Source organism: Paractinoplanes brasiliensis (assembly GCF_004362215.1).
Classification (GTDB): Bacteria; Actinomycetota; Actinomycetes; order Mycobacteriales; family Micromonosporaceae; genus Actinoplanes; species Actinoplanes brasiliensis.
In genome coordinates this window covers 2624962-2639155 of sequence record NZ_SNWR01000001.1, presented here as the reverse complement: position 1 = coordinate 2639155, position 14194 = coordinate 2624962, and the positions used below count along the sequence as shown (strand labels likewise).

Here is a 14194-nt window from a genome sequence, read left to right as displayed (position 1 = left end):
GTTGGTCTCCTCAGAGCTCCTCGACCCGCCGGATCAGCACCGGCAGCAGCCACGTGCCGAGCACTCCCAGGCGGGCGCCGGCCTCGGCCTGGCGATCGGTCAGATAGCGGGTGGCCAGGTCGACCAGGTAGAGCAGCGCGGTGACGTCACGCCCGGCCACCGGCACGCCGAACGGCGCCAGCAGCTCGGCCGAGCGCTTGACGGTGGCCTCGACGGCGTCCTTGGCGTCGTCGGTGGACTGGATGCGCCGTTGCAGCTCGTGGTGCACGGCGTCGAAGCCCAGCGGCACCCCGGAGGCGAACCGCTCCCAGTCCCAGACCAGCAGCCCGTCGGCGATGTTCGCCATGTTCCAGGGGGCCCAGTCGCCGTGCCACGCGCCGTACCGGAAGACGATGTCGCCGGACCGCTGGACCAGCAGCTCGGCCGCCGACGCGAGCGCGACCCCCTCGGGCCGGTCGGCCAGCTCGGCCAGCCGCGCGCGCAGGTCGTGCCAGTACAGGCTGCCGGAGAGCGCGCCGGTGGTGTAACCGCAGCACCCGGCGATGTCCAGCATGGCCGCGACCAGGCGCCGTTGGCTGAGCGGAGCGCGGGGCAGCCACACCGGCAGCGCCGACTGCACCAGCACCTCGAGGCCGCGCCACTGCCCGGCGTGCAGCACCCGGGGCACGATCAGCTTGGTCAGGCCGCTGTGGGCCAGCGAGGTCAGGGCCGCGGTCTCGGCCCGTACGAGGGCCTGGGTGAGCGGGCCGGCGCCGAGTTTGCCGAAACCGAAGGTGTCACCGTCCGGCCCGATCAGCTGCAGCACCGGCTTGCGGTTGGCTCGCGCCGGACCGATGTGCACACTGACCGACAGCTCACGGCCGAGCGCCTCGCTCAGGTGCCCGTCGATGCTGTGCGAGAACGGGCCGGTGACCCGGATCCGGTCGCGCAGCAGCACGCCGGACGCGCCGGTGCGCACGGCGGCGACGACGGCCTCCCGCTTGAGCTTGGCCGAACGTGACTGCGGCTCGGCGTACCGGCGTACGGCGGCCGCGGCCACCCGGCGTGAACCCGAGGGCACCAGCAGCTTGGGGCGGCGGGCGTCCGGCACCACCAGGTACTCGGCGATCGGGGTGCCGGGCGAGCCGTCGGTGCGGCACGGTGACGGGTAGAGGAGGCCGAGCACTTCGTTCAGGTAACGGGTGCGCAGCTCCGCGTCCCCGGCGGTCAGTTCGGCGGGCGCTGTCCGGACCGGACTCATGTGGTTTCCCCCTCGATCGAATTGCGCCAGAGCAGCGCGAAGGCCAGAACCATGAAGGCCAGGGGGGTGACCAGCGAGTTGTACCAGAGCATGGCCGAGAACGACGTGACGATCGCACCCCCGGCCGCCACCCCGATGGCGCTGCGGTCACGCCGGAACCGCCACAGCCCGTACGCGAAGAAGCCGAGATAACCCACGGCGCCGGCCGCGCCGTGTGCGTAGAGCAACTGCCACAGCTGCCCGTTGCCGCCGACCGTGAAGTTGCCGCACCGCTCGCAGCCGGCGCTCTCGCCGACCGTGATCGAGTTGCGGCCGCCGAGCGTGCTGCGCGTGCCGCCGTAGCCGATCACCGGTGAGTCCTGGAAGCCGTCGAGCGCCCGCTCGATCAGGAACGAGCGCACGCCGTTGGACTTGCCGTTGTCGAGCCGGGCCCCGACCACCTCGCCGAGCGGGGTGGCGATCAGCGCGACCCCGAGCAGGGCTGCCGCCATCACCACCGCCCCGATGATCCAGAGCTTGCCGGCCAGCACGTAGCGGGTGGCAACGTAGACGACGAGCACGCCGATGCCGATCCACAGGCCGCGGTTGAGCGACACCACGGCGGGCACGACCGAGACGACCAGGCACACGACGGTCCAGAACTTGGCCTTGCCGCTTCCGCTCTGCCACGCGGCGACCACGAGCCAGCCGGCCAGCAGGCAGAAGTTGTTGCCCCAGGTGTTGGTGTAACCCCACGGCGCGGCCGGGCGGGGTTTGCTGTCGCCGACGATGTCCATGATCTGAGCCGCGTACGGGTGCACGAGCGACTGCACGAAGCCCTTGTTGCGCACCCCCGAGGGCAGCAGCCACTCGACCGGCGAGGTGAACTCGAAGGTGCCCGCCACCATGCCCAGCAGGCCGCCCAGCACGGTCACCACGAACAGCCAGCCCAGCAGCTTGACCAGGCGTCTACGGGGCAGCTCGGCCTCGGTCAGGTTGCCCGCGTAGACCAGCAGGACGGTCAGGGAGGCGTACATGAGCGCCTTGTAACCGGCCGGCAGCAGGCGGCCCGTCGCGTGCCCGGCCACCGTGCCCGCCGGGTCGGCCCCGAGCGCGCCCATGCTGACCACTACGGCGATCAGAAAGACGGCCCACCACACGAACCCGGGCGGCAGGAGCAGCGGGCGTCCGGCCGCGCGCCGCCTGAGCAGCAGGAACAGCATCGGCACGGCCATCACGGCGAAGATCAGCACGCCGAGGCCGAGCGCCCACCAGATCGGATAGAACGCGAGGATGCTCGCCACCGGCCAGGCCGGCAGGCCCGTCTTCGCTCGTACGCCGTGGGCCGGGCCGGCGGTGCTGGGCACCGCGGCCGCAGACACCTGGGTCACTGCTTGTCGCCGTCCTGCGTCTTGACGTCCACGCCGGACATGTCGATCACCGCGGTGATCTCCTCCGCGCTGTCGGCGACCCTCGGGCGCACCTGCTGGGCGGCCTTGTCGGCGGCCGACATCGTGTTGGTCGGGAAGCGCTTGGGCGGCATCAGGTCACGATCGAGCACGGCGGTCTCGTCCGGTCGCGGGCCGGACGACGGAACCGGCGGGGTCAGCGTGACCGCCGGGCCCGCCGATTCGGCCGCACGCATCTGCGACAGGCGCGGCATCACGACGGCGCCCAGCAGCGGGGTTCCGACCCGCCGCAGCTGCTCGGCCGCGTCGAGCAGGGCCGGGCGGTGGGCGCGGCGCAGCTCGACGGCCACGATCGCGGCGTCGGCCAGGCTGGCCAGGCTCTGCGCGTCGGCGCTGCTGGACGTCGAGGGCGCCTCGATCACGATGTACCCGCCCTGGCCGCGCAGCGTCTGCAGGGTGTCCTTGAGCCGCTGCGACTGCATGAGACCGGCCGCCGTTGCCGCGCCGCCCGTGGTGACGACCCGCAGCGACGGGATCCGCGGGGTGCGCTGCAGCACCCGGGCCAGCTCGACGCGCCCGGCGAGCAGGTCGGACAGGCCCGGGACGGCCGCCACCCCGAGCATGCGGGCGATCGGGGCGGCGTCCACGACGCTGTCGGGCAGGTGCGCGCCGATCAGCACGACGTCGCTGCCCGTACGGGCGAGGGCCGCCGCCAGGTTGGCCGCCACCAGCGTGCTGGCCGAACCGCGGCTGGCGCCGGTGACCACGATGACCTGGTCGCCCGGCGGCATGGTGGCCAGCACCTCGTTGCGCAGCCGGTTGAAGACCCGGCCACCTGCGCCGTAAGGCTGGAGGATGTCCTCGAAGTGCGGGGTGGTGCGCTCGTCGAGGGCGGCCAGCACGTGCATGCGCCCGCGGTCGCGCACGTCGGCGGCCGAGCGCAGGCGGCGGTCGTACCGTTCCCGGACGAAGCCCAGCCCCAGCCCGAGGAGCAGGCCCAGCATGCCGCCGGTGGCCAGGTTGACCATCGGGTTCGGGCTGGTCGGGGTCTCGGGCAGGCGGGCGTCGCTGATGATGCTGCCCGCGCCGATCGTGGTCGTGGTCAGCTCGTTGAGCTTGCCGGTCATGCCGTTGAGCTGATTCTGCGAGTTCGACCGCAGGCTCAGCAGGTTGCTCTCGTCCGAGCTGCCCTTGGCCGACCGCGCCAGCCGGGCGTTGATCCCGGCCAGCGTGGTGGTGAGCTGCTTGATCTTTGCGGTGAGCGTCTTGATCTGCTGGTTGAGGCTGTTCTGCGCGGTCTCCTCGCGGTTGCGCAGGTACGCCTCGGCGAACGCGTGCGACCCGGCCTGGGCCTCCTCGGGGGTGCCGGCCTTGAAGGTGACCATGAGGACGGTCGTGTTGGCGGGCACCTCGACCGAGACGTCGCGGGCCAGCTCGATCGGCGAACGGGAGCTGCGCAGCAGGGCCGTGGCCCTGGCCGCGACAGCGCCCGAGCCGACCAGCTGCGCCTCGGTGTCGAGGTTGACCATGCCCTTGGTCCGGCCGCCCTGGACGTTGGTGTCCTGGTCGACGGCCTGGACGAGCACGGCGGTGGAGGACTGGTAGACCTTCGGCATGGCCGAGGTCAGCGCCGCGCCGCCGCCCAGCCCGGCCCCCGTCGCGATCAGCGCGATCCACCAGTGCCGGCGGAACACGCCGAGATAGTGCGAGACATCGGCAGGGCGTGAGGCTTCCATCGGCTGGCGGCCCTTTCGGGGGTGGAGTGAGAAGTGGCAATCGGGCGTTTCGCCCCCGGAGGGGTAAACGTCTCACTCCCGCCTGCGTAATGGGTTTATTGCATTTTCGGCTCCACCCAGCCGTTGTCCACGAGATAGGCGACCACGAGCTCGATCGCCTCGGGCACGGTGATGGTTGTCGTGTCGATGGTCAGCTCGGCGTCGGCCGGCTCCTCGTACGGGTCGTCGATGCCGGTCATGCCGCGCAGCTGCCCGGCGCGTGCCCGCGCGTACAGGCCCTTGCGGTCGCGCTGCTCGCACACCTCGAGCGGGGTGTTGACGTGCACGAGCACGAAGCCCGCCCCGGCCTCGACGGCCATCGCGCGTACGGCGGCCCGGGCCTTCTCGTAGGGCGCGATGGGACAGGCGACCGCCATACCCCGGTGCCGGCCCACCTCGGCGGCGACCCAGCCGATCCGGCGCACGTTGGCGTCACGGTCGGCCTTGCTGAAGCCCAGACCGGCCGAGAGCTCGCGGCGCACCACATCGCCGTCGAGCAGCGTGATCGTGCGCTCGCCGGTTTCCCGCAGCGAGTCGGCCAGGCCACGGGCGATCGTCGACTTGCCCGAACCGGAGAAGCCGGTGAAGAAGACGACCAGGCCCCGGTGCCGGCGTGGCGGGCGGGCCCGGACCAGCTCCTTGGCCACGGCCGGGGGAGTGTGCCACTCGGGCAGCGGGAAGCCGCGGTCGAGCAGGTCGTCGATCTCGGCCGGGGTCATCGCGAGGCGGCGGTTGCGCAGCGGGATGTCGTCGCGCCAGCGCCACTGCCCGTCCCGGTTGTCGTAGGCCAGCTCGCGCGGGACGAGCACCCGCAGGTTGCCGCCGGAGAGCATCTCGCCGGTGGAGAGCACATGGGTGACCCCGTACGACCCCAGGACGCGCGCCCGCAGCAGGGCGTCACGTATCTCGTCGCCGCGGGTCAGCAGCGGGACGGCGACGATCGTGGCCGGGGGCATCCGGTCGCGGGCGGCGAACACCGCGCGGACCAGCGCCTCGGGCGGCAGGCCGTCGGGCCCGGGTCCGCTGACCGGAATCATGATCAGCAGATGGGCGCCGAGGGTGCGGGCGGCGTGGGCGATCTGGGCCAGCTGCGGCCGGTGCAGCGGGCGGTCGGCGATCACGCCCAGCACCCGGCCCGGTGGCAGCAGCGCCCGCACCTCCTCGGGGGTGCGTTTGAGCCGCTGGAACGGGCCGTGCCCGCCGTCACCCATCCGGCGGACCGTGCCGCCGGCGGCGAACGTGCGCTCGCTTGTCGGCCACAGATCGCTCACCTCGAGCGCGGCGACCGGCGCGCCCTCGGGGTCGGTGAGGATGATCGCGCGGCGCAGCGGGTCACCCACCGTCAGCCGCTCGGCGAGCTCGCGCGGCAGCTCCAATGTGACCGCCACGGGCCACGGCGTGCCGTCCGCGAGCCGGCCCCGGCGGCGCAACGCGTTCAGGTCGTCGCGGCCCAGGAAACCGGTCAGCGGCGCGTACGCGCCGGACAGCAGGAGTTCCAGATCTGCCAGCTCATGCGGGTGCGGTGTGTACGACGGAGCGTCGCGCAGCACGTCCTCGGGCAGCACCGAACCATTCACTTCCGTATCCCCCTGAGGCCGATTAGGAGACAGTTTCTCAGCCTCGCTGATCGTGGTCGAGACGGGTATCCCGCCCCGGTTTCCCGTTCCCGGTCGTCCGGTAATAGACAAAACGGATAAAAGTCACAATACTGGCTGATCGTGAATCGTCGTCCTCGCCGTTTCCGGCTCGTTCAGATAGCTGCCGTTCCCACCGCCTTCGCACTTTCCGTCGCCACCACGCTCGCGTGGGCCTGGACCGGCGGGGTCGACCAGATCGGACTCCCGGTGGGGGCACTCGGCGACCCGACCGTCTCGGTGCCCGTGCTCTCGCCCACCGCCCAGCAACCCGGCATCCCGGACGCGCTCGCCCCGGCGCGTCGTCCCTCCTCAGCGCCCGCCGCCGCTTCGCCTTCGGCCGCGGTCACCACGGCGACAAGCCCCGCCGCCACGCCCACGACTCCCGTGCCGCAGGGACGGCGGGCGCAGGCCGGCAGCGTCAACGTCACCCAGCAGCGGCGCCAGGAACATTGCCGTACGGGTCACAAGCTCGTGCCCACCTGCGGCGTGCTGTGGGGTGTGGCGCCGGGTGCGCACACCGAGAGCCGGGGCGCCTCGGCCCTCGCCCGCTTCGAGCGCAAGACCGGCCGCCATCAGGCCATCTACCACGCGTACCACGGCGGGATCCGGCAGCTGTTCCCGACCGAACAGGAGATCGCGATCGCGCACGAGCGCGGCAAGCGGCGCATCCTGTTCCTCAACTGGAAACCCGAGTCGGCGTCCTGGGCCAAGATCGCCAAGGGGGACAAGCGGACCGACGCGTACCTCGACCGGCTGGCCAAGCACATCAAGAAGAACTTCCCCGAGCAGTTCTTCTTCGCCGTGCATCACGAGGGCGAGAACGACGTACGCGAGAAGGCCGGCTCCGGGTACACCGCGCGCGACTACGCCGCCATGTACCGGCACGTGATCAAGCGGCTCCGGGCCAAGGGCGCCGACAACATCGTCAGCGTGCTCGTGCACATGGCGTACGTGCCGCACGCCCAGAAGCCCTGGTTCAACAGGATGTACCCGGGCGACGACGTGGTCGACTGGATCGGGCTCGACACCTACGCGTACAGCGACCCCGGTTACGGCCACGGCCAGTTCTCCGAGGTCTTCAACCGGCGCCTGGAGGGCAAACCCGGCTGGCCCGGCTTCTACAACTGGGCCAGGACGAGGCACCCCAGCAAGCCGCTCATGCTGGCCGAGTGGGGGGTCTGGTCGTCGAAGCGCAACCCGCAGTACAAGGCCGAGTTCTATCGCCGGCTGGGCCGCGAGATCCGCGAGTTCCCCCGGATCAAGGCGATGGTGCAGTTCGAGACGCCGAGCAACCAGAAGGGTCAGGACTCCTCGGTGGACAGCACGCCGGCCGCGCTGCACGCGTACCGCAAACTGGGCAGCCTGCCGCTGTTCCAGGTGTCCGTCACGCCACGGCGGTAGGCGCCGTCAGGTCAGCGAGATCCGGGCGCCGGGCGAGGAGAAGCTCTGGTGCAGCACCACGGTCGTGAGGCTGGACCCCTCGGGGACGTCGAAGACCAGCGAACCCTTGACCTGGCTGCCCGGCGGGATCTCGTCCATGAGGTTGCGCGCCTCGTTGTTGACGAACACCTCGGCCTGCAGGTCGGTGGAGAACTCGGCGCCCTTCGCGTCGTACGCCTTCTGGGACGTGCTGTCGAAGAGCTCGGCCGTGGTCCCGCCGTTCTTCACCGTCAGGTCCAGCAGGCAGAACGTGCCCTTGGGCTCGACGTTGACGAACTCGTCGCCGACCTTGCCGACGCCGCAGCGCAGCGCGGTGACGGTGAAGACGAACCGGCCGTCGCGGACCGGCCGGCCGATCTCGCCACCGGTCGTGCTCACCACTTCCGGATCGCCGTCGTCGTCGCGCAGCACCAGGAACCAGCTGAACGCGGCGACGACGGCGAGAACCAGGACGCCGGCCACCCACGGCCACAAGGGCTGCGGAGGGCCGGCGTCCTCGTCTTCGTCAGCGACCTCGGCGTCGGTCATGACCCCATCAAAACACCGCTCCGACCTCGGGTGGCGGGCCGATCGGTCAGAAGCGCCGCCGGTCTAGCTGGTTTCGCCGGCCACGCTGAACGAGCCGAGCCGGTTGATCGCGTAGATCGTGCCACCGAGGGCGAAAACGGCGCTCATCACGATGGCCACCGGCACCGAGACCTTGCCCTCCAGCATGCCGGTCGGCGCGATCCTGTCGGCGATCGAGATGACGTACTGCTCGATCGAGAGCACCCGGGTGCCGCTGACGAACCGGCCCAGCAGGCCCTCCCACACCAGGATGTAGGCCAGGCCGAGCAGCACGGGCCGCCGGGTGACCAGGCTGAGCAGCAGGAACAGTGCCGAGTAGGCGATCGCCCCGGCCATCGCGCCGACCACCAGGGCCAGCCCGAACCGCACCGAGTCGGCCAGCAGGCCCGCCACGAACAGCGGGACGGCCGCGGTCAGCGCGCTCACCCCGGCCGCCACCAGCAGCTTGGCCAGGATGATGTCGCGCCGGGGCAGCGGCTTGGTGAGGATGTGCACGATCGTGCCGTCGTCGACCTCGGAGCCGAGCACTCCGGTGCCGACGATCAGCGAGATCACCGGCAGGACGACGGCCAGGCCCAGCCCGACGACAACCGCCTGGCCCCACTGGTCGGGGTCCACGTCGTAGGCCCGGCAGAGCGCCGCCAGGCCGATCAGCAGCAGCGGCAGAGGCAGCAGCATGAGCACCCGCCGGCGGCCGAACAGGCCCCGTGCGGTGATGTAGGCGACGGTGGACATCAGGCCTCCAGCAGGTAGGAGAAGACGCTCTCCAGCGACTCGTCGGACGGCAGCAGCTTGCGCAGCCGGATGCCCTCGCCGAGGGCGATGCGCGGCAGCGCGCGGGTGAAGCTGCCGTAGTCGGACGCGCGTACGGTCAAGCCGTTGGCCTCGACCTCGATGCCGCTCACCGACTTCTCGCCGATCAGCGCGACCGCGAGCCGCCGGTCGTCCGAGCTCTGCACGGCGAACACGTGCGGCCGGTTGGTCATCAGGCGGCGGATGCGCCGGTAGTCCCCCGAGGCCGCCAGCCGGCCGGCCACGATCACCTGCACCAGGCCGGAGAGCTGCTCGACCTCCTCGAGGATGTGCGAGCTGAACAGGATCGTGTGCCCCTGGTCGCCCAGCGTGTGCAGCAGCTCCATCATGTGCATGCGCTGCCGCGGGTCCATGCCGTTGAACGGCTCGTCGAGCAGCAGCACCCGCGGCTCGTGCACCAGCGCGGCGGCCACCCGCGTGCGCTGCCGCATGCCCTTGGAGAAGGTGTCGATCCGCCTGTCCTGCGCCGGGGTCATCTCGACCAGCTCGATCGCGCGCTTGGCGGCCGCCGCCGGGTCGGGCAGCTTCTGCATCTTGGCGCAGGCGAGGACGAACTCGTACGCGGTCAGGAAGCCGTGCACCGCCTCGCGTTCGGCCACCAGGCCCAGCGAGCGGTAGATGCCCGGGTTGCGCCAGGTCGGCGAGCCGTCAATGGTGACCGTGCCCTTCGACGGGGCGAGGAAGCCGGCCATCATGTGCAGCACCGTGGTCTTGCCGGCGCCGTTCGGGCCGAGCAGGCCGGTGACGCCCGGCTCCAAGGTCATGCTGATGTCGTTGACGGCGACGACGTTGCCGTACCAGCGGGAGACGTTCTGCAGTTCGACGGTGCTCACAGCGAGGCCACCTTCCGGTAGCGGGCCAGCAACAGCAGGAGACAGGCGGCGACCAGGCAGAAGAACTCGATGCCGTAGATGACACCGAACTCGCCGATGTCCAGGCCCAGGTCGTTCTTGCCGCGCAGCCACGACTGCACGCCGGTCAGCAGCGACATCGGGCTGGCCAGGCCGGCCAGGTGCTGGGCGGTCGTCGACGGCAGGATGCTCAGCACGCCGACCACCGGGGCGGTCATCAGGAAGACGGCGACGATGCCGCCCGCCGCGAACGCGCGCTTGCCGGTGATCGAGGCGACCAGCAGGCTGATCGACGCGAACAACAGCGCCCAGAGCACGCTGTAACCCCAGCCCGGCAGCAGGTCGAGGAACTCGTTCCAGACGCCGCTCGCGCCCTTCTTGGTGGTGAACGCCCCGCCCAGGAACATGATCAGCTGGGGCACGCCGAGCAGCAGGAAGACCGCCGTGGCCAGCGCGGCGAACTTGGCCCCGATGTAGTCGAAGGCGCGCAGCGGCCGGCTGAAGTACAACGGCAGCACCCCCGAGCGCATGTCCCGGGAGACCAGCTCGGGCGCGACGATCGCGACGAAGAAGATGACCAGCCAGCTCATCGTGTCGTCGAACGAGAAGTAGTCGAACAGGATGACGTTGGCCTGCGCCTTGACCGCGGCGTTGATCACCGCGACCAGCAGGACGATGCCCGCCACCAGCCACGGGAAGATCTTCGCCTTGGCCGAGCGGCCCAGCCCGAACGCGGCACGCAGGCCGTGCTGGTAGATCGCGCCGAACACCGCGGCCCGGCCCAGGCGTGGGCCCTCGTACCGCTGGTATCCGATGTCGTGGATGACGCCCGCATCAGACATCGGCGGTCTCCTTCGTCGTGAAGAGCTCGGCCACGCGGTGGCGTCGCTGGTCGAGGCGGTGCAGCGGCAGGTCGAGCTCGGCCACGGCGCGCAGGATCTCGTCGTACGCGGCCTCGTTGGTCAGCGGCACGAGCAGCATCCGGCCCTCGCGGGTCACCGACAGCTCACGCTGCACGAGGACGTCGGCCAGCTCGTCGGTGCCCTCGCTGACCTCCACGGCCAGCACGTCGGAGGCGGCCGTCATCGCCGAGATCCGGTCCGCCCGCAGCAGGCGTCCGCCCTCGATCGCGATCAGCGAGTCACAGATGCGCTCGACCTCGCCGAGCAGGTGCGAGCAGACGACGACCGAGATGCCGAACTCGTTGCCGATGCGGTGCACCAGGTTGAGCATGGCGTCGCGGCCGGCCGGGTCGAGGCCGTTGGTCGGCTCGTCGAGCAGCAGCAGGTCGGGGTCGTGCACCAGCGCCTGCGCCAGCTTGACCCGCTGCTTCATGCCGGTCGAGTAGCCGCCGATCTGCCGGTAACGCTCCTCGTAGAGGCCGACGTGGCGCAGCGCCTCGGAGGCCCGCTCGCGCGCCGCCGTCTTCGGCAGCCCGCTGAGCCGGCCCAGGTGGGTCACGAACTCCGAGGCCGAGACGTCCGGCGGCAGGCAGTCGTTCTCGGGCATGTAGCCGACCCGGGCCCGCACCTTGTCGGTGTCGGTCACCGGGTCGAGCCCGAACACCCGCACCTCCCCGCTGGTGGGCGCCGTGAGGCCGAGCATGATCTTGATAAGGGTGCTCTTACCGGCACCGTTCGCGCCGACGAGGCCGATCACGCCCGCCTCGACGTCGACGGTGAGTTCGCTGAGGGCGGTCACCCCGCCCCCGTACGTCTTCGTGAGCGACTGTGTCGCGATGATGGTCACGGCATCAGCCTAGGAAGGGCGCGCACCCGCCCGGATCCGGTTAAACCCTGAGAAGCGTTCGGGGGTCTCTCAGCGTCCTCTCAGAATTACCTGATCGGTGGTCCGCGCGTTCACCAGACATGGGACTGGTGTCAATGTGGCCGGGTGGGGTCTTCCTGTCGTTCGGCCTCTGGTTCGACCATCCGCTGGACGAGCCGGCGCTGGCCGCGGTCGGGGACGTCCTGGAAGAGAACGGCGCCACGTACGCCGGGGCGATGTTCCACGGCCCGCCCGGCCTGTCGTTCTCGCGGGTCCCCGGCGCGCCCGGGATCACGTACGCGGGGGTCCGCTCGGCCCGCGAGGTTCGGCGCTGCCTGCGCGACGGCGGCGGCTACCGCGTGGCGATGTCCCTGCCCGGCGTGGGCCCGGCGGCGATCTCGTTCGAGGCAACCCCCGGCGAGGACGTCCCACCCGAACGGCATCCGGTCGAGGTGACCGTGGAAGCCGGCGCGTTCGCCATCCCGCGGCCGCTGTGGGACGAGAGCGAGCGGGCGGCCGCCGAGGCCCGCCAGGCCGTGGTGCTGCGCTACCTGGAGGCGTGCTGTACGGCCCTCGACCCGGCCTACGCCGTCCTGCACTCCGAGGGCTCGACCCCCACGCCGGCCGCCCTGAGCGTGGGCCGCCAGCTCGGCACCGACATCTTCGTCTCGAAGCGGCTGGCCCTGGAACCCCGCCTGACCCAGGTGAACCGGCTCTCCCACACGCTGCAGTGGCCGACCGGCACCTTCCACTCGGGCTGGTTCCTCGGCGAGACCCCCGACCTCGACGCCCTGCTCGCCGCCTGGACCCGCCCCGCCCTGCTCATCGCCGAACGCCTCACCGAAACCTCCGCTGAGCCCCGCCGATAGCCCCTGACCCGGCACTTCTCGTCAGCTGTTGTCAGCTATGGCAAGCTGTTGCCAACTGTTGCACAGCTGTGGCACGCTGTTGCACGGCTGGTTGCTATAGCTGAGGTGGGTCGGCATGAACGAAGACGATCTCGACACCCTCTTGGAAAATCTCCGCGGGCATGGCGCCGACCATCTCGAGTGCGAGGTCAAGAGGGCTAGGGGCGGACTTCCGGTCACGCTGTGGGAGTCAATCAGCGCCTTCGCAAACGTCGACGGCGGATGCATCTTGCTCGGAGTCGATGAGAAGAGTGGCTTCACCGTTGTGGGGGTCGACGACCCGGCCCAGATGGAGGCCCAGGTCGCTGCTGTCTGCTCGGAGATGGAGCCCCCGGTCCGCGCCGAGATCCGTACCGTTCGGCTTGAGGGCCGAAACGTCGTTCTCTGTGTAGTGCCGCCGGTGCCTCGCAATCAGCGTCCGTGCTTCAAACGATCTCTCGGCCCTCACCAAGGATCTCGCGTCCGGGTTGCCGACGGTGATCGGAAGATGACGGACTATGAGGTAGCGATTCTGCTGTCGAATCGATCTGAGCCTCGGTTCGATGTCAGCCCTGTCCCGCGCGCGACGCCCGAAGATCTCGATCAGGAACTCCTGGCGGCCTTTCTCCGGCGGATTCGCAGCACCAAGGAAACCTTTGGACGAGTGGACGATGAGCGGGCGCTCCGGATGCTCAACGTTTTGACATCGTACGAGGGCCGGACCGTACCGACGCTTGCCGGGCTTCTGGTCTTCGGTATCTATCCGCAAACCTTCGAGCCACAGTTGAACGTCACCTTCGTCGCCTACCCAGAAGCCGAGGCCGGCGCGGTCGGGCGCTTCGGTGAGCGGTTCATCGACAACCGATCCATCGATGGGCCCATTCCCCTGATGGTGGCCCAGTGCATCCAGGCGCTGAAACACAACATGAAACGGCGCAGCATCGTGTCCGGGATCTTCCGGGTCGACGAGTGGGAATACCCGGAAGAGGTGCTGCGCGAAGCCCTGGTGAACGCTCTGGTGCATCGCGACTACTCGGAGATGGCTCGTGGCACCCAAGTCCAGGTGGAGTTGTATCCCGATCGTCTGGTCATTCGGAACCCCGGTGGTCTCTACGGTCCGGTGGATGTCAGCTCTCTCGGCACGACGACGATCACAGCCTCGCGCAACAAGGTTCTGCTGAAGATCCTTGAGGACACGCCCCTGGGTGACGGTCGCATGGTCTGCGAGAATCGCGGGACCGGCATCGCGCGGATGTTGATGGGTCTGGCCGAGGCCGGGATGGAACCGCCGCGCTTCACCGACACGATCTCCTCGTTCACCGTCGAGTTCCCGAATCACACGCTTCTCGACCAGGACTCCATCGACTGGCTCGCATCACTGCCGATCGGGCCGTTGTCGCGGTCCCAGATGATGGCGCTCGCGATGATGCGGGACGGGTCGGTACTGACCAACGCGACCTATCGCACGCTCACGGGAGTCCAGGACAGTCGGACTGCGAGCCGTGAGCTCAGGGAACTCGCCGAGTCCGGCGTCGTCGAGCAACTCGGCACCCGAGGCTCGACCACGTATCGTGTGATCTCCGCGGACCATCCCGGTGGCTTGTCCGAGAAGGATTCCGGTCTGGCGAACGCCGACTTGGCGGTACTCAAGGCGCTCGCGGATGGGCCACGCTCTCGGGCCGAGATAGAGATGGCGTCCGGGTTGGCTACCGATCCCGTGCATCGGGCACTGCGCCGGCTTCGTGACGGCGGGCGGGTCCGGATGTTGGGCAAGCCGCGCTCACCCAGCGCGAAATGGACGCTGACGCGGTGACACGTGTGCCCCCGGG

At 70.1% G+C, this 14194-nt stretch carries 12 protein-coding genes; 3 read left to right on the top strand and 9 right to left on the bottom strand.

What is annotated here, in order from left to right:
• Positions 1 to 10 precede the first annotated feature (10 nt).
• The 4 genes from C8E87_RS11660 to cysC all read right to left on the bottom strand — a co-directional run bounded on the left by C8E87_RS11660 (position 11) and on the right by cysC (position 5980).
• The gene (locus C8E87_RS11660; RefSeq protein ID WP_133873116.1) at positions 11 to 1240 is read right to left on the bottom strand and encodes a hypothetical protein; all 1230 of its coding nucleotides are present in this window, start codon (positions 1238 to 1240) and stop codon (positions 11 to 13) included.
• Positions 1237 to 2601: an O-antigen ligase family protein gene (locus tag C8E87_RS11655; RefSeq protein ID WP_239079941.1), complete on the bottom strand. Its 1365-nt coding sequence runs from the start codon at positions 2599 to 2601 to the stop codon at positions 1237 to 1239. Before C8E87_RS11655 ends, C8E87_RS11660 begins: the two co-directional genes overlap by 4 nt.
• A gap of 5 nt (positions 2602 to 2606) precedes the next feature.
• A complete protein-coding gene (locus C8E87_RS11650) occupies positions 2607 to 4364 on the bottom strand; it encodes a Wzz/FepE/Etk N-terminal domain-containing protein (RefSeq protein ID WP_133873114.1) in 1758 nt (585 codons plus the stop codon).
• Positions 4365 to 4459: 95 nt separating this feature from the next.
• Positions 4460 to 5980, bottom strand: coding sequence for an adenylyl-sulfate kinase (gene cysC, locus C8E87_RS11645; protein ID WP_133873113.1), 1521 nt, complete (start codon positions 5978 to 5980; stop codon positions 4460 to 4462).
• 141 nt (positions 5981 to 6121) lie between these two features.
• Here cysC and C8E87_RS11640 point away from each other — a divergent pair, with 141 nt between their 5' ends.
• On the top strand, positions 6122 to 7441 hold the full coding sequence (locus tag C8E87_RS11640; RefSeq protein WP_133873112.1) for a glycoside hydrolase family 26 protein: 1320 nt from the start codon (positions 6122 to 6124) through the stop codon (positions 7439 to 7441).
• A gap of 6 nt (positions 7442 to 7447) precedes the next feature.
• Here C8E87_RS11640 and C8E87_RS11635 read toward each other — a convergent pair whose 3' ends face one another.
• The 5 genes from C8E87_RS11635 to C8E87_RS11615 all read right to left on the bottom strand — a co-directional run bounded on the left by C8E87_RS11635 (position 7448) and on the right by C8E87_RS11615 (position 11460).
• Positions 7448 to 8008: a DUF4352 domain-containing protein gene (locus C8E87_RS11635; RefSeq protein ID WP_133873111.1), complete on the bottom strand. Its 561-nt coding sequence runs from the start codon at positions 8006 to 8008 to the stop codon at positions 7448 to 7450.
• A gap of 63 nt (positions 8009 to 8071) precedes the next feature.
• The gene (locus C8E87_RS11630) at positions 8072 to 8782 is read right to left on the bottom strand and encodes an ABC transporter permease (protein WP_133873110.1); all 711 of its coding nucleotides are present in this window, start codon (positions 8780 to 8782) and stop codon (positions 8072 to 8074) included.
• Positions 8782 to 9693, bottom strand: coding sequence for an ABC transporter ATP-binding protein (locus C8E87_RS11625; protein WP_133873109.1), 912 nt, complete (start codon positions 9691 to 9693; stop codon positions 8782 to 8784). The genes C8E87_RS11630 and C8E87_RS11625 overlap by 1 nt, the downstream gene beginning before the upstream one ends.
• A complete protein-coding gene (locus C8E87_RS11620) occupies positions 9690 to 10553 on the bottom strand; it encodes an ABC transporter permease (RefSeq protein ID WP_133873108.1) in 864 nt (287 codons plus the stop codon). The genes C8E87_RS11625 and C8E87_RS11620 overlap by 4 nt, the downstream gene beginning before the upstream one ends.
• Positions 10546 to 11460, bottom strand: a complete 915-nt coding sequence (locus C8E87_RS11615; RefSeq protein ID WP_133873107.1) for an ABC transporter ATP-binding protein — start codon at positions 11458 to 11460, stop codon at positions 10546 to 10548. The genes C8E87_RS11620 and C8E87_RS11615 overlap by 8 nt, the downstream gene beginning before the upstream one ends.
• A gap of 119 nt (positions 11461 to 11579) precedes the next feature.
• Between C8E87_RS11615 and C8E87_RS11610 the strand changes: the two genes are divergently transcribed.
• The gene (locus C8E87_RS11610; RefSeq protein WP_133873106.1) at positions 11580 to 12347 is read left to right on the top strand and encodes a hypothetical protein; all 768 of its coding nucleotides are present in this window, start codon (positions 11580 to 11582) and stop codon (positions 12345 to 12347) included.
• Positions 12348 to 12462: 115 nt separating this feature from the next.
• Positions 12463 to 14178 carry an ATP-binding protein gene (locus tag C8E87_RS11605; RefSeq protein ID WP_133873105.1) on the top strand — a complete coding sequence of 572 codons (1716 nt, stop codon included), beginning with the start codon at positions 12463 to 12465 and terminating at the stop codon, positions 14176 to 14178.
• The last annotated feature ends 16 nt before the right edge of the window (positions 14179 to 14194 follow it).